Origin of the sequence: Pseudogemmatithrix spongiicola, from assembly GCF_030623445.1 — a bacterium.
Taxonomy (GTDB): Bacteria; Gemmatimonadota; Gemmatimonadetes; order Gemmatimonadales; family Gemmatimonadaceae; genus Pseudogemmatithrix; species Pseudogemmatithrix spongiicola.
In genome coordinates this window covers 2,174,653-2,199,927 of sequence record NZ_CP130613.1, presented here as the reverse complement: position 1 = coordinate 2,199,927, position 25,275 = coordinate 2,174,653, and the positions used below count along the sequence as shown (strand labels likewise).

The following is a 25,275-nucleotide window of genomic DNA, read 5'->3' as shown; positions in this document are numbered from 1 at the left end:
AAAAGGGGCGCCCGGCATCCGCCGGGCGCCCCTTCGCCATTCCGTTGCGCGCGACTATTCGACCTGCAGCACCGCGAGGAAGGCTTCCTGCGGGATCTCCACCGAGCCCACCTGCTTCATGCGCTTCTTGCCTTCCTTCTGCTTCTCGAGGAGCTTGCGCTTGCGGCTGATGTCGCCGCCGTAGCACTTGGCGAGCACGTCCTTGCGCAGCGCCTTCACGGTCGAGCGCGCGATGACCTTCTGGCCGATCGCCGCCTGGATGGCGACCTCGAACAGCTGCCGCGGGATCAGGTCCTTGAGCTTGTCGGCCACCTTGCGGCCCCACTCGTAGGCCTTCGACTCGTGCACGATCACGCTGAAGGCGTCGATCGGGTCGCCGTTGATCAGCATGTCGAGGCGCTGCAGGTCGCTGCGGCGGTAGCCGAGCATCTCGTAGTCCAGCGAGGCGTAGCCGCGGCTGATGGACTTGAGCTTGTCGAAGAAGTCGAGGATGATCTCGCCGAGCGGGAACTCCCAGTCGATCTCCACGCGCGTGGTGTCGAGGTAGTTCATGCCCTTGTACTCGCCGCGGCGCTCCGTGCCCAGCGTCATGATCGGCCCGATGTAGTCCGTGGGGACCATGATGCGGGCCTTCACGTAGGGCTCTTCGATGTATTCGATGACGCTCGCCGGCGGCATCAGCGCCGGGTTCTCGACGAGGATCTCCTCGCCATCGGTCTTCTTCACGTGGTATTCCACGCTGGGGACCGTCGTGACGAGGTCGAGGTCGAACTCACGCTCGAGCCGCTCCTTCACGATCTCCATGTGGAGCAGGCCGAGGAAGCCGCAGCGGAAGCCGAAGCCCAGGGCGGTGGACGTCTCGGGCGTGTAGTTCAGCGAGGCGTCGTTGAGCTGCAGCTTCTCCAGCGCGTCGCGCAGGTCCTCATACTGCTGCGTGTCGGTGGGGAAGATGCCGGCGAACACGAACGAACGCACCGCCTGGTAGCCCGGCAGCGGCTGCGTCGCCTTGTTCTCGGCGTCGAAGATGGTATCGCCGGCGCGCGTTTCCTTCACGGACTTCACGCTGGCCACGACGTAGCCGACCTCACCGGCGGTCAGCGCCTTCGTCGGCACCTGCCGCATCTGGTTGTAGCCCACGTCGAGCACTTCGTACACCGACTCCGAGGCGCCGAAGGTGATCTTCATGCCCTTCTTGAGCGTGCCGTCCACGACGCGCACGCTGGGAATCGCGCCGCGGTACTTGTCGTAGTAGGAGTCGTAGATCAACGCGCGCAGCGGGCCGTCGGGATTGCCGCGCGGCGGCGGGACCTTCTTGACGACCTCTTCCAGCAGCTCCGGGATGCCAAGGCCCTCCTTGGCGCTCACCAGGAGGATGTCCTCGGGCTTGCAGCCTAGCAGGTCCACCACCTCTTGGCGGCGCTTCTCCGGCTCGGCGCCCGGCAGGTCGATCTTGTTCAGGATCGGGATGATCTCGAGCCCGGCGTCCATCGCGAGGAACAGGTTCGACAGCGTCTGCGCCTGGATGCCCTGTGACGCATCGACGACGAGGACGGCGCCTTCGCAGGCGGCCAGCGAGCGGGAGACCTCGTAGGTGAAGTCCACGTGCCCGGGCGTGTCGATGAGGTTCAGCTCGTACGTGGTGCCGTCCTTGGCATCATAGGACATGCGGACGGCGTTGAGCTTGATCGTGATGCCGCGCTCGCGCTCGAGGTCGAGCGTGTCGAGCACCTGGGCCTTCATTTCACGCTTCTGCAGCATGCCCGTGGCCTCGATGAGGCGGTCGGCCAGGGTGGACTTCCCGTGGTCGATGTGGGCGACGATGCAGAAGTTGCGGATCAGGTGCGGGGCGGTCACGGCGGATGGAGCGAGAGGGCGATTGTGGATAGCCTTGAAAGCTAGCGGCAGGGCGCTGCGGTTCCAACGCCAGCGGGTTGGAGCGCGTTGGTGAGCCGTCTAGCTTTCCCACTCAGATGTCAGCACCGGCCACGGGCCCCCTCCGGCCCGACTTGATGGACCCCCGGACCCTCGCGGCGCTTGGTCGCCTCGAGGTCATTTCGCGTTGGCTGGTGGACGGCGTGCTCAACGGCCTCCACCGCTCGCCGAAGAAGGGTTTCTCCGTCGAGTTCGCCGAGCATCGCGCCTACCAGCCGGGCGACGACCTGCGCCTCATGGACTGGAAGGTCGCCGCCCGCGCCGACAAGTGGCTCATCAAGCAGTACGAGGAAGAGACCAACCTGCGGGCGACCATCGTGCTCGACGTGTCCAAATCGATGGACTGGGCCTCGGCACCCACGCTGCTGACCAAGCGGCAGTACGCGGAACAGGTCGTGGCTGCGCTCTCGCTCCTGCTCCTGCGGCAGCGCGATGCCGTCGGCCTCATCCGCTTCGACGACCAGATCCGCAGCGCGATCAAGCCCGCGTCGCGGCAGCTGCAGTTCACGCGCCTCGTCGCCGCGCTGGGGGAGTCCGGCGGCGGGCCCGCCTCCGATGCCGGCAGCGCGCTGCGCCAAGCCGCGCAGGCGGTGAAGCGCCGCGGCATGGTCGTCCTCGTGTCCGACCTGCTGCTGGACCCGCAGGACGTCGACGATGCCGTGCGCGTGCTGCGCGCGCAGGGGCACGACGTCGCGGTGCTGCACATCCTCGATCCCGCGGAGCGTAGCTTCGAGCTCGGGGTCGGTGAGTCGCTCTTCGTGGATACGGAAGGCGGCGAGTCGCTCGCCGCGACGCCCGCGGAGGTGCGCGAGGCCTACGTCGAGACCGTCGCCGAGGCGATGGCCGAATGGCGCGCGCGGCTCTCGGCCTCCGGCGCCGTCTATGAGCCCATCCTGACCACCGAGCCCTTTGGCGTGCCCCTGCGCCGCGCGTTCGCCCGCCGCCAGCGGCTCCCGTGAACTTCCTCACACCGTGGGCGCTGCTGCTGTCCGTCGCGGCGGCCGTGCCGTTGCTGCTGCACTTGCTGCGGCGACGTACGGGCGACCGTGTGGAGTTTCCGGCGCTCCGGTACCTGTTGCGGGCCGAACGCGAACACGCCCGCGAGGTGCGGCTCCGCAATCTGCTCCTGCTGCTGGTCCGCATCGCGATGGTTCTCGCCGTCGCCGGCGCCCTCGCCCGGCCGGTCGGGCCGTTTCCCGGCGTCGGGCACCCGCCGACCGCGCTGGCCATCGTGCTCGACAACTCGGCGTCGTCGGCGGCCGTCGTCGGCGGGAGCACGATCCTCGAAGCCGAGAAGCGCGCCGCACGTGACGTCCTCGCCGCCGCGTCCGATGCCGACCGCCTCTCGTTGGTGACGATGGACGGCGAGGTGCGCAGCGGATCCCCCGACGCCTTGCGGACCGCACTCGATGCCCTGCGGCCCATGGACGGCGCGGGAGACCTCGCCGCAGCCCTGCGTCGCGCCGAGGCGGCCGTCGCCGCGGCCGCATTGCCGGAGTCCCGCGTGGTGGTGCTCAGCGATGGGCAGCGGAGCGCGCTTGCCGCGACGGTGGCGGACTCCGGCAGCGTGCCGCGGTCGCTGTATGTGGTGCCCGGTGCGCGCCCGGCCAATCGCGGCATCGCCAGCGTGCGCCTAGAGCCGCCGTACTGGAACCCGCGCGGCGCGCTGCGCGCGCAGCTCATCGGTGACTCCGTCGCCTGGCGCGTCGAGGTCGCCGGTCGCAGCGTGGCGCGCGGACGCAGCACCGACGGCGTCGTCCTCGCCCGGGTGCAGGACCTGCCGCGCGGTTGGCACGCGGGCAGCGTCGAACTCGACGCCGACGACTATCGCGGTGACGACCGGCGGTACTTCGCCGTGCATGTCGGCGACGCTCCCGGCCTCACGGCCGACGCGGCGAGTCCGTTCCTGCGCGAGGCCGTGGCCACCCTCGTCACCTCCAGCCGCGCGCGCGCCGGCGGCCAGGTGTTCATCGGCAGCGCGCTGCGCGCGCGCCGCCCGGCGGTGCTCTTCGCGCCGGCCGATCCGCTCGAGATCACGGCCGCGAATCGCGCGCTGGCGCGCGCTGGCGTACCCTGGCAATTCGGTTTGAAGCGGCAGGGGCCCGCACCGTTGCGTGGCGCCTCGGTCGACGGCGCCACGGCCACGCAGTGGTTCTCCCTGACGCCGCTCGACGGTGCGCGCGCCGACACCATCGCACGCGTCGGCAGCGATGCCTGGGCGGTGGCCGGTGAAGACTACGTCCTCGTGGCCTCGGCGGCCGATGCCGGCGCCACCGATCTCACCGTGCGCGCCGCGTTCGTTCCCTGGATCGACCTGCTGGTGAGCGAACGCCTCGGCGCCGCCGAAGGGCGGGCGCTTGAGGTCGCGGCGGCGGCTCGTGTGACCGTGCCGACGGGTGTCGATGCGCTCGAGTTCCCGGACGGCGAGTCCCGACCCGTCGCTGCGACGGCACAGATCGCCGCGCCCAGCGTGGCCGGCGTGTACTTCTGGCGGCGCGGCGCCGCGCGCGTCGGTGCGATCGTCGTCAACGCCGAGGCGCGCGAGTCCGAACTCGCCATGATGCCGGCGGATTCCGTCGCCGCGGCACTCGACGCGCCTCGCGGGGAATCCACGCCGGAATCGCTCGCCCGCGCCGCGTTCGCCGCCGGTGGCCGTCGCGCGCTCGATACCCCACTGCTGTTGCTGGCCCTGGTCCTCGTCGTCGCCGAGTCGTGGCTCGCCCGACGGGGACACGCCGCACGTTCCGCTGACTGATGGCTCTTCCCATTCTCATTGAGCGCCTGCGGGCGCTCCCAGCGTTCACCCGACTCACCGCAACCCTTCCGGCCAAGAGCGGGCATCAAGAGGTTGGCGGGCTCGCGGGATCTGCCGATGCCGTGCTCGTGGCGGCGCTCGCCGAACGCGAGCCCAACCGCCTGTTCGTCGTCGTTGCCGACCAACTGCCGGACGCCGAGCGCTGGCACGCCGACCTGCAGTCGGTGTTCGGCGCCGACGGCGTGGCGCTGTACCCGCCGCGCGAGGGCTTCGGGGAAGTCGAGCCGCACGCGGAAGTCGCCGGCGAGCGCGTCGAGACGCTGGAGGCGCTCGCGAAGGGCGCCGTGCGCGTGTTGCTCACGACGGCGCGCGCCCTGCAGGAACGCACACGCCTGCCGCGTGCCTTGGCCGACGCGCGCCTCGAGCTCAAGCGCGGCGACACCTGGCGCCTCGAGGAGCTGATGTTCCACCTCGAGAGCGTGGGCTTCGAGCGCGTGCCGCTCGTCGAGGATGTGGCGCAGTACTCGGTGCGCGGCGGCATCCTCGACGTGTACGGCTTCGGCATGCGCGAACCCGTGCGCCTCGAGTTCTGGGGCGACGAGCTCGAGGAGCTGCGCGGCTTCGACGTGGCCACGCAGCGCGCCACCGGGCCGGTGGACCGCGTGGTCATCCTCCCGGTCGACGTGCGCGGCGACGAGGCGGAGGCCAAGTACCAGCGCGCCGCGCTGCCCGACCTGTTCCCGCCGGGCACGCTGTTGGTGTTGCCGCAGGGATCGAAGCCGCGCGAGGAGTTCGACCGCACCTGGCATGAGGCGCAGCACCATCTCGAGCTGGCCCGTCGCCGCGGCGAGGATGCCGCACCCCGCGACGAGCTCTTCCAGTCGCCGCCGACCGCCGAGGGCGTGCTGCGCGGCTTCCCGCGCCTCGAGATCATCGCCGCCAGCGAGGATGACCCGCGCGCCGTCGTCTTCCCGCTGCGTGCGCCCGAGCCCGTCGAGCGCGACATGGCCAAGCTCGGCGCCATGGTGCGCGATGGCACGCCGACGCTGATCCTCTGCGACAACAGCGGCCAGGCCGAGCGATTGGAAGAACTGCTCGAAGGCGCGCGCGGCGGCGGCGAGACGCGTGAGCGGCTGACGCTCGCCATCGGCGTCCTCGCCGGCGGCTTCATCCTGCCGCCGCGCGGCCCGGAAGGCCTGCGCGTCCTCACCGACCACGAGATCTTCCGGCGCGAACGCCGCATCCGACGCGCGCGGCGCTACGCCTCGGGCGCTGCCCTCGAGCACGTCACGGCGCTCAAGCCGGGCGATTTCGTCGTGCACCTGGAGCACGGCGTCGGCATCTACCGCGGCATGAACACGATCTTCCACGGCGAAGCCACGATGGAAGTCGCCGTGATCGAATACGAGGGCGGCGACCGCCTGAACGTGCCGCTCTATCGGCTCGACCAAGTCGAGAAGTACCGCGCCGCCGGCGACGTGGACGACGACGCGCCGCCGCCCAAGCTCCACAAGCTCGGCGGCAAGAAGTGGGCGGCCCAGCGCGACCGCACGCGCTCGGCCCTGCGCGAGATGACGGCCGAGCTGCTCGACCTCTACGCGCGGCGCCGCATCGCCGCGCGGCCGCCGCATCATCCCGACGGCGCATGGCAGAAACAGCTGGAGAGCTCGTTCCTCTTCGAGGACACGCCCGACCAGCGCACGGCCACCGATGCGGTGAAGCAGGACATGGAAGCGCCGCGCCCGATGGACCGCGTCTTGGTTGGCGACGTGGGCTACGGCAAGACGGAGATCGCCGTGCGGGCCGCCTTCAAGGCGGTGCAAAGCGGGCGGCAGGTGGCCGTGCTCGTGCCGACCACCGTGCTCGCCGAACAGCACGCCCGCACCTTCGGGGACCGCTTCGCGGATTTCCCCGTGCGCCTCGCCGTGATGAGCCGCTTCCAGACCGCCAAGCAACAGGCGGAGGCGCTCAAGGAGATCGCCGAGGGCAAGGTGGATGTGGTCATCGGCACGCATCGCCTGCTCAGCCCGGACGTCACGTTCCACGGGCTCGGGCTCATCATCGTCGACGAAGAACACCGCTTCGGCGTGAAGCACAAGGAGCGGCTCAAGCAGCTGCGCTTGGAGACCGACGTGCTCACGCTCACCGCCACGCCGATCCCGCGCACGCTGCACCAGTCGCTGGCCGGCCTGCGCGACCTCACACTCATGCAGACGCCGCCGCGCGACCGCTCGCCGGTGCTCACCTTCCTCGAACCTTGGGACGACGCGCTCATCGACGAGGGTATCAACCGCGAGCTCGACCGCGGCGGCCAGGTGTTTTTCGTGCACAACCGCATCGAGACGATCCTCGCCGTGGCGGACCACGTGCAGCGCATCGTACCGCGGGCCCGCGTGGCCGTCGGCCACGGCCAGATGAAGGAGCGCGAACTCGAGGACGTCATGCGCCGCTTCGTCGCCGGCGAGATCGACGTCCTCGTGTCCACGCTGATCGTCGAGAGCGGCATCGACGTGCCCAATGCGAACACGATGTTCGTGGATCGCGCCGACCGGCTCGGGCTCGCCCAGCTGTACCAGCTGCGCGGCCGCGTCGGCCGCTCGCACCGCCGCGCCTACTGCTACCTGATGGTGCCGGATCGCATTGACGAAGACGCCGAGCGCCGGCTGCGCGTGCTCGAGCACCACACGGAGCTCGGCGCCGGCTACCGCGTGGCCCTCAAGGACATGGAGCTGCGTGGGGCGGGGAATCTGCTCGGCCCTGAGCAGTCGGGCTTCGTGCAGGCTGTGGGCTTCGACCTGTATCTGCGCATGCTCGACGAAACGGTCGAACGCATGAAGCGCGGCGATTCGGCGCCCCCGCCGCCCCCCGCCGACGTCACGCTCGACCAACCGCACTACCTGCCGGACGACTACATCGAATCGGCGGCCGTGAAGCTCGACCTCTACCGCCGCATCGGCGCCGCCAAGGTGGCCGACGACATCGACGCCCTCCGGGCCGAGATCCGCGACCGCTTCGGCAAGCTGCCGCCCGAGGCCGAGGCGTACCTCATGGTCGCCAAGCTCCGCCTCGTCGGCGCGCCCCTCGGCGTCGAGGCGATGCTGGTGCGTGGGGACGAGGCCCGCATTAACTTCCGAGCCGACGCCGTCCCGCGTCTGAAGCCGCTCGCGGCCGCCTTCCGGGACGTGCAGTTCCAAGTGGACGTGCGCCGGGTCCAGCCGTTGTCGCTTGCCCTCAAGCGCCTCGGCGGGTCCGCCCTGCTGGACGGCATCGTCCGGGCGTTGCGGACCATCGAGCCCGATCCACGGTAGTACATCCTTATCCAATCCCCCTTCTCGGTCCCATGACCCGCCTTCGTCTTGCTCTCGTTGCCGTCATCCTGACCGCCGTCACGGCCTGCGGCGCCCTCAAGGACGCGATGACCGCCCACGTGGATGTCGTCGCCCGCGCCGGCAACCAGGAGCTCACGGTGTCGCAGCTCAGCGACATGCTCGCGAACTCGCAGGTGCCGCTCCGCCCCGACGTCGCGCGCAGCGTCGCGCAGCTCTGGGTGAACTACCAGCTGCTCGGCCAGGCTGCCGCCGCCAACGATACGCTCCACTCTGACGAGCTCGCCGATCAGGGCATGTGGTCGGCCATCGACCAGATGCGCCTCGCCGCGCTGTTCGAGCAGTACACGGCGACGGTGGGACGTCCGGACTCGACCAAGTTCCAGGCCGCGTATGAGGCGGGCGAACTGCTCGGCGCCGCGCACATCCTGCTCACCAAGCAGCCGGATGGGCTCGGCACGGCGGTGAACGACTCGATCAAGCGCGAAGCCGAGCGCATCGCGCGCACCGTGACCTCGGCGACCTTCGCCAGCGTCGCGCGTGCCCGCTCGCAGGATCCGGGCTCCAAGGATCGCGGCGGCGACTACGGCGTGTTCCCGCCGGGCACGATGGTCCCGGAGTTCGAAGCTGGCATCCGCAGCGTGCCGCCGGGTGGCATCACCGGCGTCGTGGAGACGCAGTTCGGCTACCACATCATCCGCCGCTCGACCTGGAACGAGATCAAGGACCAGTTCGCGCAGACCTACGGCCAGATCGTGCAGCAGCGCGCCGAGAGCACTTTCTTCGCGGAAGCGGAGAAGGACGCGAACATCCAGGTGAAGGGCAGCGCGGCGCGCATCGTGAAGGCCATCGCCGAGGATGTCGATTCCTACCGCACCGACCGCACCGTCATCGCGACGTCGCGCCGCGTGGACCTCACGGCCGGCCGCATGGCGATGTGGATCGCCGCGTTCCCGCCGCAGGCACAGATCCGTCCGCAGATCACCGAGGCGCCGGACTCCGTCATTCCGTCGTTCGTGACCAACATCATGCGGAACGAGCTCCTGCTCAAGCGGGCCGATGAACAGGGCATCAAGGCCGATACGGCCCGCGTGCGCGAGGCCCGTGAAGCGTTCTTCGGCGCCGTCACCGGCTCCATGACCGCCCTTGGCGTCGCGCCGGCGCAGCTCGCCGACACCACGGACGACCGCAAGGCGCGCGAGGCCTTCGCCGGCAATCGCGTGACGGCCTTCGTGCAGTCGCTGCTCCGCAGCCAGGTGGAGTACGTCGATGTCCCGGAGCAGGTGGTCTTGGTGCTGCGCGACCGCTACGAGGCCCGCGTGGTGCCGGCGGGGCTCGACCGTGCGCTGGCCGAGGCGACCAAGTTGCGGACGGCGGCCGACTCCGCGGCCGCGGCGAACCAGACGCCGAGCGCGGTGCCGATGCCGTCGCCGACGCCCAACCCGTAAGCGGCGGTGGTGATGCATCTGCGTCGTCTCCTCCTCGCGCTGGTCGCCGGCGCCGTCGCACCTGCGGCGGCGCTGCAGGCGCAGGACGGCGTGCGCCTCATTCCGGTCGATCGGGTCGTGGCGGTGGTCGCCACCAAGCCGATCCTCTGGAGCGAGGTGCTCGAACGGATCAGCCTGGCGCGCGCGCAGGGCCTGCAGGTGCCCAGCGACTCGGCGGCGCAGATGGCCATCGCCAAGGACATCCTCGAGCAGTTGGTGGACGAGGAGGTCCTGCTCGCCGTCGCCACGGACTTCAAGCTCGAGGTCCCGGAGACGGAAGTGTCGGCGAACGTCGACCGACAGTTTGACCAGATCCGCGGGCAGTTCGGGACGGAGGCGGAGTTCCGCGAGGCGTTGCGTCGCGAGGGCTTCGGCACGCCGGAGGAGTATCGCCGCAAGACGCTGGAGCAGGCGCAGCGTGACGAGCGCCAGCGGAAGGCGCTCGACACCCTGCGGGCACTCGGACGCTTGGCGCCGGTCAACGTGACCGAGCGCGAAGTGGCGGAGGCCTTCGAACGCTTGAAGGCTCGTCTCGGGCCGCGCCCAGCGCTCGTCGCGTTCCGGCAGGTGGTGGTGCCGCCGCGCCCGCGCCAGGCCGCGAAGGACCGTGCCCGCGCGCGCATCGATTCGCTGCGTGCCCGCCTCGAGGCTGGGGCGGACTTCGACTCGCTGGCGCGCGCCGTCTCGATGGACCAAGGCAGTGCGCAGCAGGGCGGCGATCTCGGCTGGAACCGCCGTGGCCGCATGGTGCAGGCCTTCGACAACATGATGTTCGCGCTCGCGCCCGGGCGCATCAGCCCCGTCGTCGAGACGGAGTTCGGGTTCCACGTCATGCGCGTCGATCGCGTGCGTGCCGGCGAGGTGCGGGCGCGGCACATCCTGATCCAGCCGGACGTGGACTCGACCGATGCCGCGGCGGCGCGGTTGCGTGCCGATTCCGTCCGCACGCTGTGGCAGGGCGGCATGCCCTTCGATACGCTGATCGCCCGCTATCACGATCCGGCCGAGGAGCGCTCGATTCCCGAGGGCTACCCGATCGACTCGCTGCCCCCCGAGTACCGCGTGGCCCTGCGCAGCGTGCCCGAGGGCGGCTTCTCGCAGGTGTTCGCGATGCCGATGCCCGGCACGCAGCTCAGCAAGTACATCGTCGCGTTCGTGACGCAGGCGAAGCCGGCCGGCGAGTGGTCGTTGGCCGACTACCAGGAGCGCATCCGGCGGCAGCTGCAGGAAGAGCGCTCGACGCGCCGCACCTTGGATAACCTGCGGCGCGAGTACTACGTCTCCGTCCGATTGTGACGCTGCCGACGCTCGCGGTCACGCTGGGCGACCCGCGGGGCATCGGGCCGGAGATCGTGCGCGCGGCGCTCGCGACCCCCGAGGTCATGGGCGCCGCGCGCTGCGTTGTGGTGGGGCCGAGCGGGGCGGGGATCGCGGTGGAGGAATCCATCGGCGAATGGCATGGCCGTCCCGGGCCGTCGACGCCGGAGCTCGCCGCCGCGGCCGGGTCGCTGGCCGGCAAGGCCATCGAGCGCGCGGTCGAGCTCGTGCGCAGCGGGGCGGTGCAGGGCATCGTCACGGCGCCGATCGACAAGGCGGCACTCGCGGCCGCCGGCTATGCGGACCCCGGGCACACGGAGATGCTCGAGCGGCTCACGGGGCATCCGACGGCGATGATGCTCGCGTCATCCATGCTGCGGGTGGTGCTCGCCACCACGCATCTCGCCCTGCGCGACGTGCCGCAGGCGGTCACGCAGGCGGCGCTCGTCCGTGCCGCCAAGCTCACGCGCGACGGGCTGCGCGACTGGTTCGGCATCGCCGAGCCGCGGCTCGCGCTCTGTGCGCTCAACCCGCACGGTGGAGACGGCGGCCGCTTCGGGGATGAGGACATGCGCGTGCTGGCGCCCGCCGCGCGCGAGGCGGAGATGGCGGGGCCGTTTCCGGCGGACACCGTCTTCGTACGGGCCATGCGCGGCGAGTTCGACGCCGTCATCGCGCCGTATCACGACGTGGGCATGACGGCCATCAAGGTCGCGAGCTTCGGCGAGGGCGTGAACGTCACCCTCGGGCTCCCATTCCCCCGCACGTCCCCCGACCACGGGACGGCGCTGGATATCGCGGGCAGCGGCCGTGCCGATGCCGGGGCGATGGCCCATGCCATCGTCGTCGCGGCCGAGATCGCCCAGCGTCTCGCTCGCTGACGCCTCGGCTGACTGGCCCCCCGGCCGTCGGGGGGAGAGATTATCGCAGAGCGATGTCTACGCCGCGCGATCCCTCCGTGCCCTCGTTCGAGGACTGCCAAGCGCACCGCCCCTCGGCGGCGCGCGAACATGCGCACGGGTATGCGCACGGGCATGCGCACGATCATGCCCACGAGCACGACGCGCACGCGACGGCGCATCGACACCACCATGACGACACCTCCACGCGCCGACTGGCCCTGGCCCTCGGCGTGACGGGACTGCTGCTCGTCGCCGAGGTGGTGGGCGGCATCCTCGCCAACTCCGTCGCGTTGCTCGCCGACGCCGGCCACATGCTGACCGACGCGGGAGCGCTCGCGCTGTCGCTGTTCGTCGCGTGGTTCGCGCGGCGGCCGGCCACGCCGCAGCGCACGTATGGCTACCTGCGCTGGGAGATCCTGGCGGCGTTCATCAATGGCGCCACGTTGCTGCTGCTCTCGGCGTGGATCCTCGTCGAGGCGGTGCAGCGCATCGGCGCTCCGGAGCCCGTCGGCGGCGCCCTCATGCTGGGCATCGCCGTCGCGGGCCTGCTGGCCAATGGCGTCAGCGCCTGGTTGCTGCACGGGCACCACGAAGGCAGCCTGAACATGCGCGGGGCCTACCTGCACGTCCTCTCCGACTTGCTGGGCAGCGTGGCCGTGATCCTCGCCGCGATCGCCGTGCACTGGTTCGGCTGGACGCTCGCCGACCCGCTGGCGTCGATCGCCGTCACGTTGCTCATCATCCGCGGCGCCTGGCGCCTCGTCCGCGAGGCGGTCGAGGTGCTCCTCGAGCACACGCCGGCGCATATCGACGCCGAGGCGCTGCGCGAGGCCATGCTTGCCGTGCGCGGCGTCGGGGCGGTGCATGACCTGCACGTGTGGACGCTCACCTCCGGCGTGGTCGCCATGAGCGCCCACGCCATTGCGCCCACGGTGCAGGAGCACCCGCGCGTGCTGGCGGACCTCCACGCCGCCGCAGCACGATTCGGCATCCTCCACACCACGATCCAGCTCGAGGGCGAACCCCTGGCCGCCTGCTGCGGTGAGTTCGCCGACTCCCCCCTCACGCCGGCGACCCGCTGATGGCCCAACTCGACAAGCTGCTCTCCGTGATGATTTCCAACCGTGCGGACGAACTGGTCCTCACGGAGGGCGCGGCCGCCGTGCTGCTCTCACAGGGCAACGAACGCCCGGTCACCAAGGCGCTCACCGCGCCGCAGATCGTCGCCCTGCTCAAGGAGATCGCGCCGGCGCCGGCGCACGCGGCCCTCGACGCCAAGCAGCCCACGAAGTTCCAGTACATGAGCGAGGACTCCGTCTTCGCCGCGCGGGCGATGGTGCTGGGCGACGGCAAGCTGTCCGTGCGCATCCAGGTGGACGCCGACGGGGAGTTCAAGCGCTCGACCGGCATGTTCACGCGCGTGGTGTTGCCGGAGGAACCGTCGGCGCCGTCGGCGGCGGCGATGCCGAACGTGAAGGAAGCGGCGGTCGATCCGGCCGGCGCCCGCGAGGCCATGGAGAAGCTGCTGCGCATGCTCGTCGAGCAGGGCGGCTCCGACCTGCACATGCGCGTCGGCGAGCCGCCCATCCTGCGCAAGAGCGGCGAGATGCACCGCGTGGAGGGCCAGCCCAAGCTCGATCCCGCGACGACGGAAGCGCTGCTCGCCTCCATCATGCCCGAGCGCAACCAGAAGGAGTTCCGCGAGAGCAACGACACGGACTTCGCGTACGAAATCGCCGGCGTGGCGCGCTTCCGCGCCAACGTGCTGCGCGACCGCAAGGGCTGGGCGGCGGTATTCCGCGTCATCCCCAACACGATCATCACGGCCGACCAGCTGGGCCTCTCCCAGGAAGTGCAGAACCTCTGCTACCTGACGAAGGGACTCGTCCTCGTGACGGGCCCGACCGGCTCGGGCAAGTCGACGACGCTCTCGGGCATGATCGACCTCGTGAACCGCTCGCGCAACGACCACGTGATCACGATCGAGGACCCGATCGAGTTCGTGCACGAGAACAAGAACTGCATCATGACGCAGCGGCAGGTGGGCGTGCACACGGGCTCGTTCAAGAGCGCCTTGCGCGCCGCGCTGCGTGAGGACCCGGACATCATCCTCGTCGGCGAGCTCCGCGACCTGGAGACGGTGAGCATCGCGATCGAGACGGCCGAGACGGGCCACTTGGTGTTCGGCACGCTGCATACGACCACGGCGGCCAGCACGATCGACCGCCTCATCGACCAGTTCCCGGCCGACCGCCAGGAGCAGGTCCGGACCATGCTGTCCGAGTCGCTCAAGGGCGTGATCTCGCAGGTGCTCTGCAAGAAGATCGGCGGGGGCCGCGTGGCCGCGCGCGAGATCCTGCTCGTCACCCCGGCGATCTCGAACCTCATCCGTGAGGGGAAGACGTTCCAGATTCCGTCCATCATGCAGACCAGCAAGCGCCTCGGCATGATCACGATGAACGACACGCTGCTGGAACTGGTCGAGAAGAAGCTGGTCGAACCGAAGGAGGCCTACATGAAGTCGGTGGACAAGGGCTCCTTCGTGAACTCGCTGAAGGCCAAGGGCTTCGACGTGAGCTTCGTGGAAGCGGACGAACCGGGCGGTGCCAAGCCGGCGATGGGCGGGCCGGCAGCCAAGCCGGGCGCGAAGAAGTAGCCGAAGGGAAGGAGCGAAGAGCGAGGGCGAAGACCTGAGGGGCGAGGGGAAGGGGTGAAGGGTCAGGGCGAAGGCGGCTCTCCCCCTCACCCTTCACCCCTTTCCCTCATCCTTCGCCCCTCCCCCTCGCTCTTCGCTCCTCTGTTATCTTTAAAGGCTATGGAAATCCGCAACATCGCCATCATCGCGCACGTGGACCACGGGAAGACGACCCTCGTGGACCAGATGCTCCGGCAAGCCGGGGCCTTCCGCGCCAATCAGGTCGTCGCCGAACGCGTGATGGACTCCAACCCGCTCGAGCGCGAGCGCGGCATCACGATCCTCGCCAAGAACACCTCGGTGCACTGGGGTGACGTCAAGCTCAACATCGTCGACACGCCCGGGCACGCCGACTTCGGCGGCGAGGTCGAGCGCATCCTCCGCATGGTCGACGGCGTGCTCCTGGTCGTCGACGCCTTCGACGGCCCGATGCCGCAGACGCGCTTCGTGCTGCGCAAGGCGCTGGCCCTCGGCCGCACGGTCATCATCTGCATCAACAAGATCGACCGCCCCGGCGCCGATCCGATGCGCGTGCACGAGGAAGTGCTCGACCTGCTGATCGAGCTCGAGGCCAACGAGGCGCAGCTCGATGCGCCGGTGGTCTACGCCTCCGGCCGCGACGGCGTCTCGACGATGTCGATGGACGTCCCGCCGACGGACCTCAAGCCGCTGTTCGATACCATCGTCCAGCACGTGCCGCCGCCGCCGAGCGATGCGGCTGCGCCGTTCCAGATGCTGGTGTCCACGATCGACCACTCGAACTACCTCGGACGCCTCGCGATCGGCCGCATCGACCGCGGCACCGTGAAGGTCGGTGACACCGTCGCGCTCTTGCCCGTCGACCACGCCGCCAAGGGCGCCCTCGGCCGTGTCACGAAGCTGTTCGGCTACGAAGGCCTCGAGCGCGTGGAAGTCGAGACGGCGACGGCGGGAGAGATCGTCGCGCTGGCCGGCTTCGAGCACGTGGAGATCGGCCTGACCCTCACGGATCCCGAGCATCAGGAGCGCCTCGAGGGCATCGCCGTCGAGGAGCCGACCATCTCGGTGGACTTCCTCGTGAACAACTCGCCGTTCGCCGGTCAGGACGGCAAGTTCGTGACCTCGCGCCAGATCAAGGAGCGTCTCGAGAAGGAACTCGAGCGCAATGTGGCGCTGCGCGTGGAAGAGACGGACTCGACGGATACGTGGACCGTGTCCGGCCGCGGCGAACTGCACCTCTCCATCCTCATGGAGACCATGCGTCGCGAGGGGTACGAGTTCCAGGTGTCGCGGCCGCGCGTCATCACGCACCTCGGCGAGAACGGGGAGCGGCTGGAACCGTACGAAGAGCTCGCCATCGACGTGCCCGAGGAGTTCATGGGCACCGTCATCGAGAAGCTCGGGCCCCGCAAGGCGCAGATGATCGAGATGAAGAATCCGGGGCAGGGCCTCGTGCGCCTCGTGTACAAGATCCCGGCGCGCGGCCTCTTCGGCTACCGCTCGGAGTTCCTCACCGACACGCGCGGCACGGGCATCATGCACCACCGCTTCCTCGAGTACGGGCCCTGGGCCGGCGGGCTGCAGGGCCGCCTGCGCGGCGTGCTGGTCTCGATGGAGCTGGGCACCATCATCGCCTTCGCCCTCGGGAACCTGCAGGAGCGGTCGACGCTATTTGTGAAGCCGGGCGACGAGGTGTATGAGGGAATGATCGTCGGCGAGAACTCGCGGCCGGGGGACATGGACGTCAACCCGACCAAGGAAAAGAAGCTGACGAACATGCGGTCGAAGGGCGCGGACGACGCGATCCAGCTCGAACCGCCGCGCCTGTTGACGTTGGAAGGTGCGCTGGAGTATATCGAAGACGACGAGCTGATCGAGGTCACCCCGCGAACATCCGGTTGCGCAAGCGCATGCTCAAGGCGAGCGATCGCAAGCGCATCAACCGCGATGCCAAGCGGGAGCGTGAGGCGAGCTGATGTCGTCGGACGTGACAACCAACTGGAGAATGCGGACGATGCGGGGCAGCGCAGTGGCGCCGTGGAAGTTGGCGGCGGAGGATGAAGAGGAATTCGACGGCTTCGATCCCGACCTCGACGAAGACGACGAATTCGATGACGAGGACGAGCTCGACGAGGACGAGGATGACCTCGATCTCGACGAGGACGACCTCGACGACGATGACGATGATCTCGACGACGACGATCTCGATGATGACCTCATCGACCTCGACGACGAGTACGACGACGCCGACGAGGACGACAAGCCCCACCCGGGGCGATTCGACGAGTGAGGGCAGCGGGGGGCGCCAGGCGGCGCCCCCCGCCGCGTATCAGGCCCCGGCCTCGAGCGCGCCCTCGAGCCGCTCGACGATCGTGCGCAGGATCTGCACCCGGGCGAAGCGCTTGTCGTCGCCCGCCACCACCGTGAACGGCGCCTCGCCGGGGCTGCAGCGCGCCAGCATCTCGTCCACCGCCGCCTTGTAGGCCGGCAGCTTCTTGCGGTTGCGCCAGTCCTCGTCGGTGATCTTGTGGCGCTTCCACGCCACGCGCTGGCGCTCCTTGAAGCGCTTCAGCTGCTCCGCGGGGCTGATGTGGATCCAGAACTTGCCAAGCGCCGCGCCGTGGTCCACGAGCTGCCGCTCGAAGGCATCGATCTCGAAGTAGGCGCGGTCCCAGTCGGCGACCGGCGCGAATCCCTCCACGCGCTCCACGAGGACGCGGCCGTACCAGGTGCGGTCGAAGATCGTGATGCGCCCGTCGCGCGGGACGTGCCGCCAGAAGCGCCAGAGGTAGTGCTGGGCGCGCTCTTCGTCGGTGGGGGCGGCGATGCCCACCACCCGGTACAGGCGCGGGTCCAGCGCCTGGGTGACGCGCCGGATCGCGCTGCCCTTGCCGGCGGCGTCCCAGCCCTCGAAAGCCAGGATGGTCGGCACCTTCTCCTCGCGCGCGCGCCAGGCAAGGCGCGAGAGCCGCTCCTGCAGCTGCGGCAGCTCGCGTTCGTATTGGCTCACGGTCAGCCGCTGCGTGAGGTCCACTTGATCGAGTTGCGACGGTCCAGGGACCCAGGTGCGGGCCGCCGGTGCCGCGGCGCGAGCGCGGCGCTTGGGCGCCTCGAGCGTCGCGGCATGCTCGAGCGTCGCGAGGAGCAGCTTGGCCGCCGTGATCTCGCGGTGCCGGCGGTCGGTCGCATCCACGGGATGCCACGGCGCGTGCGGCTGGTGCGTATGCTCCAAGGCGAGCTCCGAGACCGTGCGGAAGCGGTCGTACTGTTTGAAGTGCTTCCAGTCGTCGGGGCCCAAGCGCCCGAGCCTTTCCAGTTCCTTGAGCCGCTGGCGCTGCGCGGGCTTCGAGAGGTGGAGCCACAGCTTGAGGACGTGGATGCCGCCATCGGCCAGCATCTTCTCGAAGGCCACGATGCGGTCCAGTTCGGGCACGAAGTCGCGCTTCCGCCGCGACTTGGTCACGCGGTCGATGATCGGCCGCGTATACCACGAGCCGAAGAAGATGCCGATCTTGCCCGCGCCCGGCATTGCGCGCCAGAAGCGGTAGAAGTGCGGACGCTCATCCTCCTCGTCGGAGTGGTCCCAGAACGCCGTCGTCGTGACGCCCCGCGGGTCCAGCCATTCGTTGAGGCGGTGCACCAGTTCGCCCTTGCCGGCCCCGTCGCTGCCGGACACGATCACGAGGACCTGTCGGCCAGACTGCTGAAGCGCGAAGTGCGCCTTGAGCAGGGCAGGGCGCAGGGTTCGGAGCTGGCGCTCGTAGGCGCGGTCCGTGAGGGTCAGGCCTTGTTCGGCGGCGTCGAGCATAGACGGGTGGGCTGGGAGTCCCGAGAGGGTCGCCCCGCGCCGCCACCGCCGCAAGTCGGGGGCCCGCCGATGCGCAAACGGTTGACCGACAGGGGCTTCCACGCTTTATTTCAAGGCTCGCCGGGCCTGTAGCTCAGGTGGTTAGAGCGCACGCCTGATAAGCGTGAGGTCGGAGGTTCAACTCCTCCCAGGCCCACTCCGGCAAACCGACGGCCCCGCAAGCGCTTCGCTTGCGGGGCCGTCGTGCGTTCCGTCGAGGTATCGCCGCGCGCCGCGCGGCGCTCCATCACGGCTGGTAGTACCGGGTGCGGTTGAACTCGTTGAAGCTCGTGACCTCGAGCAGCGACATCGGCTGCGGCTTCACCACGCGCATCATCGGCACCCGCTGCTTCTGCCGCATCATGGCTTCGGCGCGCGTACGGAGCTGTGCCTGCTGTTCCGGCGTCAGTGAGTTGAGGTCGGTGTCGCCGAGCAGGGCCTGCATGGCCTCCTCGACGTTGGTCGGCGTCACGCGCAGCACGTTGTCCGTGTAGTTCCACGTGATGAGGTTGTCGTCGGTCTCGGGTTCGAGCAGGTAGCTGATCAGGTTGCCCTTGGCCTGCGCGGTGCTGATGTAGTACCAGCCGGCGGGCACCGCGATGCTTTCGGTCTTCTTCTCGACGCCGGTGACGGCCTGCAGGTAATGGCCCTGGAAGTACTCGCGCCGTTCGACGCCGAGTGCATCGTAGACCTCGAGTTCGAGCGTGGTCGGCGCGGTGAACCGGTGCACTTGGATGCCGTGCTCCATGAGCAGCGGCACGACCTTGGCGATGGACGCAGGCAACACGTAGCCGCGCGCGCGGGGTACGGTGCGCACGACGTCATACTTGAGCCACACCGGCACGTTCTGCAGCGTGTAGGTCACGTCCTGTCCCGGTCCGCTCGGCATCCACACCGGTTCCGTGCCGCGCGAGACGAGTGTGTAGTCGACGACCACGCCGTCGTTCGCGGTCGGATTGGCGCCCGCACGAATGGCCCGCTGGCGCGACGCATTGGTGAGCGTCCGGATCTCGCCGCGCTTCGCGTGCGCGTGCTGCAGCACCGTCCGCAGGCCGATCACCTGGCCGCGCACCTGGTGGAAGTACCGCTCCGGCTGCGGGATCGCCTCGACACGCCCGTTGCGCACGCGGTGCGACGACGACGGCGTCTCGAAGAGCATGCCGATGGAGTTGATCAGGCCCGTGTACACGTGGTGCTTGCGCGCTTCCACCGACGTCGAGCCCCAGCCGCGCACGCCATCGCGCGTCTGCGCACCGGAATAGTCGAAGCCGTCGTAGCCCTCGGCCTGCAGCGCGCGGCGGATGGCGGGGAAGACCGTGCGGTACGGATACTCGCGCAGCTGGCGGTCGGCGGCGGGATTCAGCGTGCCCTGCCACGTGAGCGTGTAGGGGGCGGATCCGCCGTGGTGCGTGTCCACGTGGATGTCGGGTGTCCACTCGTTGAGGATCTGCGTGACGATGGCGTGGATCTCCTGCGACTCGAGCTTGAGCCAGTCACGGTTCATGTCGAAGCCTTCTTCGTTCGTGCGTCGCCGCACCTCGCCGCCGTCGGGGTTGATCAACGGGACGATGAGCACGATGGCGCTGTCGAGCACGTGCTTGAGGTCGCCGAACACGAGGTCGCGGGCGATGAGCTGGCTGGCTTCCTTGCCCGCGGGCTCATTGCCGTGCACGGCGTTCGCAATGAGCACGATCGTCTTGCCCGAGCGAATCGCGTCCTGCGGGTTGGCGATCGGCTCCCGGGCGATCGTGACCAGCGTGAACGGCCGGTCGAGCAGCGTGCGCGTGAGCGGGCGGATGCTGACTTCGTCGCTCAGGCGGTCGAGCTCATACCAGAACTTCATCAGCGGCTCGTACGGCGTGGGCCCGGCCTTGAAGTCGTTCTCTTCCTGGAAGGTGCGCGGCAGTGCCTGCTGCGCGTCGAGGGGACTGGCCGAGCCGCCGATCGCGGCAAGGACGAGCGCCGCAGAGGCGGCGCGCAGGAACGGGGAGGGCATCGTCGGTGGGGATTCGGGAAATGGCGCGATGGAGCCTGTTCGAGAACCTTACGCGCCGCAGGGCGGCACCGCTGCCAACTCCCCCGGCGCAGCCGTTGCCCGCAGCGCCCGGGCTGGGTACACTCCGCGCGGAGACTCCCATGGAAATCGCTCATCCATACCTTCTGTTCATCGGCGACGTGCCCGACGCGCTCGCCGCCAAGACCGCGCAAGGCATTGTCGACTGGCGCCCCGAGTGGTGCGTCGGCCAGCTGCGCTATCCCGGCTGCAAGGCCGACCTCGGCATCCCGGACCTGAGCGTGACGGCCGCGCGTGCGGCCGGTGTCCGTACGCTGATCGTCGGTGCCGCGAACGCCGGTGGCATCCTCCCGGACCACTGGGTCGCGACCATCGTCGAAGCGCTGGATGCGGGCATGGACGTGGCGAGCGGCTTGCACGTGCGCCTCGGGTCTGTGGCGGCGATCGCCGACGCGGCCCGGCGCAACGGGCGCTCTCTCTTCGATGTGCGCCACTCGTCGCAGCGGTTCGATACCGGCAAGGGCGACAAGCGCAGCGGCATGCGCCTGCTGACGGTCGGCACGGATTGCTCGGTGGGCAAGAAGTACACGGCGCTGGCGCTGGAGAAGGGCATGCGGGCCGCGGGCTTCGAGGCCGACTTCCGCGCCACCGGGCAGACCGGCGTGTTCATCTCCGGCCGCGGCGTCGCCATCGACGCCGTGGTCGCGGACTTCATCTCGGGCGCGGTCGAGTGGATCTCGCCGGCCGCGGCGCCCCACCACTGGGACCTGATCGAAGGACAGGGCTCCCTGTTCCATCCGTCGTTCGCCGGCGTGACGCTCGGGCTGCTGCACGGCGCGCAACCAGACGCCTTCGTGGTGTGCCACGAACCCACGCGCACGACCATGCGCGGCGTGAAGCATCCGTTGCCGAGCATCCAGGCGGTGATCGATCTCACGGTGCGCTGCGGGCAGCTCACCAATCCGCAGATCCGCTGCGTCGGCATCGCCGTCAACACCGAAGCGCTCGAGGAATCGGCGGCGCGGGCGTATCTCGCGCGCGTCGAGGCCGAGCATGGGCTGCCCGCGACGGACCCGGTGCGCTTCGGCGTGGAGCCGATCGTCGCGCGCCTCGCGCGCGAGTTCCCGCGCGCGGGCTGACCGTGCGCCTCGGCGTCGCCGTCGAACGCTGGCCGATCGCCGGCCGATTCACCATTTCGCGCGGCAGTCGCACCGAGGCGGTGGTGGTTGTCGCGACGATCCGAGCCGGCGACCATGTCGGCCGCGGCGAGTGCGTACCCTACACGCGCTACGGGGAGACCGTCGAGGGCGTGGCGGCGGCCATCGAGGCACAGTGGCAACTCGTGGAGCACGGGCTCGATCGCGCGGCCTTGCAGGACGCCCTGCCGGCGGGGGCGGCGCGCAATGCGCTGGACTGCGCACTCTGGGACCTCGACGCGAAACGCAGCGGCCGTCGCGCGTGGGAGCTCGCCGGTGCCCGTGCCCCGCAGGGCGTGACCACTGCGTACACGCTGAGCCTCGGCACGCCCGCGGAGATGCGCGTCGCGGCGCAGGCGGCGAGCGTCCGCCCGCTGCTCAAGGTCAAGCTCGGCGGCGCCGGCGACGCGGAGCGCATCCGCGCGGTGCGCGAGGGCGCACCAGGTGCCACGCTCATCGTGGATGCCAATGAAGCCTGGCGCGCCGAAACGCTCGGCGAGAACCTCGCGGCCTGTGCGGCCGCGGGCGTCGCCCTGATCGAACAGCCGTTGCCCGCCGGAGACGACGCCGCGTTGGATCAGGTGCGGACGACCATCCCGATCTGCGCCGACGAGAGTTTCCATGACCGCGGGAGCTTCGATGCCATCGCCGAGCGATATCAGGCCATCAACATCAAGCTCGACAAGACCGGCGGCCTGACGGAGGCCTTGCAGGTCGTGCGCATGGCGCGTGCGCGAGGGCTGCAGGTGATGGTGGGCTGCATGCTCGGCACCTCGCTCGCCATGGCGCCGGCGATGCTCCTGGCCGGCGAGGCGGAGTTCGTGGACCTGGACGGCCCGCTGCTCCTGGCCAAGGACCGCGAGCCGGGGCTGCGCTTCGACGGCAGTCGCGTGTCGCCGCCGGACGCGGCGCTTTGGGGCTGAGGCACCCCGTGAAATGCATCAAGGAAACTTGGTGGTTGACAGATCAAGAACTCTTGATACATTCAACGCCATGACGACCACCGCTGCCACCGCCATCGCCAACAGCCGGAGCGCCGAGCTCTTCCATGCGCTCTCGGACGAGGCGCGCCTGCAGATCATCCAGATCCTGCTCGACGGCGAGCACTGCGTCTGCGACCTCCAGGGCCATCTCGACGTGGCGCAGTCGCGCCTGTCGTACCACCTCAAGGTCCTGAAGGACGCGGGCGTCGTCACCGACCGCCGGGAAGGCCGCTGGGCGTACTACACGCTGAACCGCGACGCCATCGTCGAAGCCGAGCGCCTGCTGGCGGCACTGCGACCCGCGTCGAACCGACGCCTCGTCGCCCGCTGCTGCTGACCACGCCCCCTTTTTTCGCCAGATCCATCAAGATTTCTTGTTCAAGGAGCATCGTATGGAATCCCTCAAGCGCCGTGACCCCAATAGTGATCCAGTCTCCCCGCTCCGCGACGCGGTCCGCGAGCGCTATGGCGCCGCCGCGCGTCGCGTCGCCGAGGGCATCGCCGCATCAGAGACCGCCGCGACCGCTGCGGCCACGGCGACGGCCAGTTGCTGCGCGCCGGCGGATGGTACAAGTGGCTGCTGCGGCAGCTCGACGGCCTCCTGGGACCCGATCACGGCGGACCTCTACGATGAAGGCCAGGCCGCCGGCGTTCCCGCCGAGGCGCTGCTCGCCTCGCTGGGCTGCGGCAATCCGACCTTGCTCGCGAACCTCCACGAAGGGGAGACCGTCCTCGACCTCGGCTCCGGCGGCGGCATCGACGTGCTGCTCTCCGCCAAGCGCGTCGGCCCGACCGGGAAGGCCTACGGGCTCGACATGACCGACGAGATGCTCGCCCTCGCCAACGAGAACAAGGCGAAGGCCGGCGCGACGAACGTCGAGTTCCTCAAGGGGCACATCGAACAGATCCCGCTTCCCGACGCCTCGGTGGACGTCATCATCTCCAACTGCGTGATCAATCTCTCCGGCGACAAGCGCAAGACCTTGGCCGAGGCTTTCCGCGTGCTCAAGCCGGGTGGCCGCTTCGCCGTGAGCGACGTGATCGTGCGCGGCGAAGTGCCGGCGGACGTGCGGCGCAACATGGAACTCTGGATGGGCTGCGTCGCGGGCGCGCTGGAGGAGCGGGAGTTCCTGTCCCTCCTGCAGGAAGTGGGCTTCGAGCAGCCGAGCATCGAGCCGACGCGCGTGTACACGGCGGACGACGCGATGGCCTTGCTCGCCGGTACCGGCCTCGACGCCACCCGGTTCGCGCGGGAAATGGAAGGGAAGTTCCTCAGCGGCTTCGTTCGCGCCACGAAGCCAGCCGCCTAGTGCTCAGATGACTGCCGCCACGACATTGCCGAGACCGACCATGACGACGACCGCACCGATCCTCAGACCCGCTTCCCCAGATGACCTGCCGCGCGTGGAAGCCTTGCTGACCGCCAACAAGCTGCCGCTCGACGGCGTGCGCGAGGCCTTGCCGTGCTTCGTGGTCGCGGAGCATGACGGCGCGCTCGTCGGGGTCGCGGGCACGGAGCGCTGCGGCGTCGGGCAGTACGCGCTCCTGCGCTCCGTCGCGGTGTCGGACGCCTGGAAGGGGAAGGGTCTCGGGCGCGCGCTCGTGACGCGCGTGATCGCCGACGCCGAGTCGCGCGGCGCCCGCGCCCTCTACCTGCTCACGACGACCGCTGAGCAGTACTTCCCGTCGTTCGGCTTCCGGCAGACGACCCGCGCGACCGTGCCGGCGGAGGTGCAGTCCTCGGTGGAGTTCACGAGTGCCTGCCCGGCCAGCGCGGTGGTGATGGTGCGGGAGTGCTGAGCCGCCTCTCGACGCTGGATCGCCTCCTGCCCGCGTGGATCGTCGCGGCGATGCTGCTGGGCATTGGGCTCGGCCGCGCATTCCCGGGCCTCGGGGCGGCGCTTGACCGGGTGCAGGTCGCCGGTGTGTCCGTGCCCATCGCGATCGGCCTGTTGTGGATGATGTACCCCGTGCTCGCCAAGGTGCGCTATGAGAGCATCGGCGCGCACGCACGCGACACCAGGCTCCTCGGCACCTCGCTGGTGTTCAATTGGGTCCTCGGGCCGATTGTGATGTTCGCGTTGGCCTGGATCTTCCTGCCGGACCTGCCGGAGTACCGCAACGGCTTGATCCTCATCGGGCTGGCGCGATGCATCGCGATGGTGCTCATCTGGAATCAACTGGCCTGCGGCTCCGGTGAGCTCGCGGCGGTGCTCGTCGCGCTGAACTCCGTGTTCCAGATCGTCACGTACAGCGTGCTGGGCTGGTTCTTCCTCGGCGTCGCGCCGGAGTGGTTCGGCGGCGAGACGGCGGTGGTGGACATCTCCATGCTCGAGATCGCCAAGAGCGTGGGCATCTTCCTCGGGATTCCGCTGCTCGCCGGCTACCTCACGCGCCGCATCCTCGTGGCGCGCCGCGGCGGCCAATGGTACGACGAGCGCTTCATCCCGCGCATCGGGCCGACGGCGCTGATCGGCCTGCTGTACACGATCGTGCTGATGTTCGCGATGCAGGGCGACCGCATCCTCGAACTGCCGATGGACGTGCTGCGCATCGCGCTGCCCTTGCTCGTCTACTTCCTCGTGATGTTCGGCCTGGCCTTCACGATCTCCGCGAAGCTCGGGTTCGACTATCCGGCCACGGCGTCGCTGTCGTTCACGGCGGCCGGCAACAACTTCGAGCTGGCGATCGCCGTCGCCGTGGCGACCTTCGGCATCGGCTCCGGCGAGGCCCTGGCCGCCGTCGTCGGACCGCTCATCGAGGTGCCGGCGCTGGTCGCGCTCGTGTACGTCTCGCTGTGGGCGGGTCGCCGCTTCTTCAACTTCGCACCGCAGGGATGACG

General features: G+C 69.6%; 18 protein-coding genes, 1 tRNA gene and 1 pseudogene. 17 read left to right on the top strand and 3 right to left on the bottom strand.

The window, feature by feature from the left end; all coding sequences use genetic code 11:
* Positions 1-54: 54 nt before the first annotated feature.
* Positions 55-1,854, bottom strand: a complete 1,800-nt coding sequence (gene lepA, locus Strain318_RS10075; protein WP_367885572.1) for a translation elongation factor 4 — start codon at positions 1,852-1,854, stop codon at positions 55-57.
* A gap of 116 nt (positions 1,855-1,970) precedes the next feature.
* Between lepA and Strain318_RS10070 the strand changes: the two genes are divergently transcribed.
* From Strain318_RS10070 to Strain318_RS10025, 10 genes and pseudogenes are all read left to right on the top strand, one after another.
* Complete coding sequence (locus tag Strain318_RS10070; RefSeq protein ID WP_367887950.1) at positions 1,971-2,891, top strand: DUF58 domain-containing protein; 921 nt, start codon at positions 1,971-1,973, stop codon at positions 2,889-2,891.
* Positions 2,888-4,687, top strand: coding sequence for a vWA domain-containing protein (locus tag Strain318_RS10065; RefSeq protein WP_367885570.1), 1,800 nt, complete (start codon positions 2,888-2,890; stop codon positions 4,685-4,687). Before Strain318_RS10070 ends, Strain318_RS10065 begins: the two co-directional genes overlap by 4 nt.
* The gene (gene mfd / locus Strain318_RS10060; RefSeq protein ID WP_367885569.1) at positions 4,687-7,995 is read left to right on the top strand and encodes a transcription-repair coupling factor; all 3,309 of its coding nucleotides are present in this window, start codon (positions 4,687-4,689) and stop codon (positions 7,993-7,995) included. The genes Strain318_RS10065 and mfd overlap by 1 nt, the downstream gene beginning before the upstream one ends.
* A gap of 32 nt (positions 7,996-8,027) precedes the next feature.
* Positions 8,028-9,461, top strand: coding sequence for a foldase protein PrsA (locus Strain318_RS10055; protein ID WP_367885568.1), 1,434 nt, complete (start codon positions 8,028-8,030; stop codon positions 9,459-9,461).
* 12 nt (positions 9,462-9,473) lie between these two features.
* Positions 9,474-10,796: a peptidylprolyl isomerase gene (locus tag Strain318_RS10050; protein WP_367885567.1), complete on the top strand. Its 1,323-nt coding sequence runs from the start codon at positions 9,474-9,476 to the stop codon at positions 10,794-10,796.
* Positions 10,793-11,698, top strand: a complete 906-nt coding sequence (pdxA, locus tag Strain318_RS10045; protein WP_367885566.1) for a 4-hydroxythreonine-4-phosphate dehydrogenase PdxA — start codon at positions 10,793-10,795, stop codon at positions 11,696-11,698. Before Strain318_RS10050 ends, pdxA begins: the two co-directional genes overlap by 4 nt.
* Positions 11,699-11,751: 53 nt before the next feature.
* The gene (locus tag Strain318_RS10040; protein WP_367885565.1) at positions 11,752-12,801 is read left to right on the top strand and encodes a cation diffusion facilitator family transporter; all 1,050 of its coding nucleotides are present in this window, start codon (positions 11,752-11,754) and stop codon (positions 12,799-12,801) included.
* Positions 12,801-14,375, top strand: coding sequence for a type IV pilus twitching motility protein PilT (locus Strain318_RS10035; protein ID WP_367885564.1), 1,575 nt, complete (start codon positions 12,801-12,803; stop codon positions 14,373-14,375). Before Strain318_RS10040 ends, Strain318_RS10035 begins: the two co-directional genes overlap by 1 nt.
* Positions 14,376-14,534: 159 nt before the next feature.
* Positions 14,535-16,369: pseudogene (gene typA, locus Strain318_RS10030) on the top strand (translational GTPase TypA).
* The gene (locus Strain318_RS10025; RefSeq protein ID WP_367885562.1) at positions 16,369-16,683 is read left to right on the top strand and encodes a hypothetical protein; all 315 of its coding nucleotides are present in this window, start codon (positions 16,369-16,371) and stop codon (positions 16,681-16,683) included. The pseudogene typA and the gene Strain318_RS10025 overlap by 1 nt, the downstream one beginning before the upstream one ends.
* A 39-nt stretch (positions 16,684-16,722) precedes the next feature.
* On the opposite strand, the gene pap is transcribed toward Strain318_RS10025, so the two are convergent.
* Entirely contained in the window at positions 16,723-18,201 is a 1,479-nt protein-coding gene (gene pap, locus Strain318_RS10020; RefSeq protein ID WP_367885561.1) for a polyphosphate:AMP phosphotransferase, read from the bottom strand.
* Positions 18,202-18,323: 122 nt separating this feature from the next.
* Here pap and Strain318_RS10015 point away from each other — a divergent pair.
* A tRNA-Ile gene (locus Strain318_RS10015) sits at positions 18,324-18,397 on the top strand.
* A 90-nt stretch (positions 18,398-18,487) separates the two neighbouring features.
* Here the strand turns inward: Strain318_RS10015 and Strain318_RS10010 are convergent.
* Entirely contained in the window at positions 18,488-20,236 is a 1,749-nt protein-coding gene (locus Strain318_RS10010) for a M14 family zinc carboxypeptidase (protein WP_367885560.1), read from the bottom strand.
* A gap of 140 nt (positions 20,237-20,376) precedes the next feature.
* Between Strain318_RS10010 and dgcN the strand changes: the two genes are divergently transcribed.
* From dgcN to arsB, 6 genes are all read left to right on the top strand, one after another.
* Positions 20,377-21,393 (top strand): N-acetyltransferase DgcN, encoded by a 1,017-nt coding sequence (dgcN, locus tag Strain318_RS10005; protein WP_367885559.1) that lies wholly within the window; start codon positions 20,377-20,379, stop codon positions 21,391-21,393.
* Entirely contained in the window at positions 21,390-22,373 is a 984-nt protein-coding gene (gene dgcA, locus Strain318_RS10000) for an N-acetyl-D-Glu racemase DgcA (protein WP_367887905.1), read from the top strand. The genes dgcN and dgcA overlap by 4 nt, the downstream gene beginning before the upstream one ends.
* A gap of 70 nt (positions 22,374-22,443) precedes the next feature.
* On the top strand, positions 22,444-22,770 hold the full coding sequence (locus Strain318_RS09995) for an ArsR/SmtB family transcription factor (RefSeq protein WP_367885558.1): 327 nt from the start codon (positions 22,444-22,446) through the stop codon (positions 22,768-22,770).
* A 55-nt stretch (positions 22,771-22,825) separates the two neighbouring features.
* Positions 22,826-23,743 carry an arsenite methyltransferase gene (locus Strain318_RS09990; protein WP_367885557.1) on the top strand — a complete coding sequence of 306 codons (918 nt, stop codon included), beginning with the start codon at positions 22,826-22,828 and terminating at the stop codon, positions 23,741-23,743.
* A gap of 40 nt (positions 23,744-23,783) precedes the next feature.
* Complete coding sequence (gene arsN2, locus Strain318_RS09985; protein WP_367885556.1) at positions 23,784-24,233, top strand: arsenic resistance N-acetyltransferase ArsN2; 450 nt, start codon at positions 23,784-23,786, stop codon at positions 24,231-24,233.
* Positions 24,227-25,273 carry an ACR3 family arsenite efflux transporter gene (arsB, locus tag Strain318_RS09980; RefSeq protein ID WP_437436298.1) on the top strand — a complete coding sequence of 349 codons (1,047 nt, stop codon included), beginning with the start codon at positions 24,227-24,229 and terminating at the stop codon, positions 25,271-25,273. The genes arsN2 and arsB overlap by 7 nt, the downstream gene beginning before the upstream one ends.
* Positions 25,274-25,275 lie beyond the last annotated feature (2 nt).

What these genes read in the sequence shown, in the direction of transcription:
- Strain318_RS10070 (WP_367887950.1), top strand. Translation starts at nt 1,971, where the DNA reads ATGTCAGCACCGGCCACGGGCCCCCTCCGGCCCGACTTGATGGACCCC.
- mfd (WP_367885569.1), top strand. Translation starts at nt 4,687, where the DNA reads ATGGCTCTTCCCATTCTCATTGAGCGCCTGCGGGCGCTCCCAGCGTTC.
- Strain318_RS10055 (WP_367885568.1), top strand. Translation starts at nt 8,028, where the DNA reads ATGACCCGCCTTCGTCTTGCTCTCGTTGCCGTCATCCTGACCGCCGTC.
- Strain318_RS10050 (WP_367885567.1), top strand. Translation starts at nt 9,474, where the DNA reads ATGCATCTGCGTCGTCTCCTCCTCGCGCTGGTCGCCGGCGCCGTCGCA.
- Strain318_RS10040 (WP_367885565.1), top strand. Translation starts at nt 11,752, where the DNA reads ATGTCTACGCCGCGCGATCCCTCCGTGCCCTCGTTCGAGGACTGCCAA.
- Strain318_RS10035 (WP_367885564.1), top strand. Translation starts at nt 12,801, where the DNA reads ATGGCCCAACTCGACAAGCTGCTCTCCGTGATGATTTCCAACCGTGCG.
- Strain318_RS10025 (WP_367885562.1), top strand. Translation starts at nt 16,369, where the DNA reads ATGTCGTCGGACGTGACAACCAACTGGAGAATGCGGACGATGCGGGGC.
- pap (WP_367885561.1), bottom strand. Translation starts at nt 18,201, where the DNA reads ATGCTCGACGCCGCCGAACAAGGCCTGACCCTCACGGACCGCGCCTAC.
- Strain318_RS10010 (WP_367885560.1), bottom strand. Translation starts at nt 20,236, where the DNA reads ATGCCCTCCCCGTTCCTGCGCGCCGCCTCTGCGGCGCTCGTCCTTGCC.
- dgcN (WP_367885559.1), top strand. Translation starts at nt 20,377, where the DNA reads ATGGAAATCGCTCATCCATACCTTCTGTTCATCGGCGACGTGCCCGAC.
- Strain318_RS09995 (WP_367885558.1), top strand. Translation starts at nt 22,444, where the DNA reads ATGACGACCACCGCTGCCACCGCCATCGCCAACAGCCGGAGCGCCGAG.
- Strain318_RS09990 (WP_367885557.1), top strand. Translation starts at nt 22,826, where the DNA reads ATGGAATCCCTCAAGCGCCGTGACCCCAATAGTGATCCAGTCTCCCCG.
- arsN2 (WP_367885556.1), top strand. Translation starts at nt 23,784, where the DNA reads ATGACGACGACCGCACCGATCCTCAGACCCGCTTCCCCAGATGACCTG.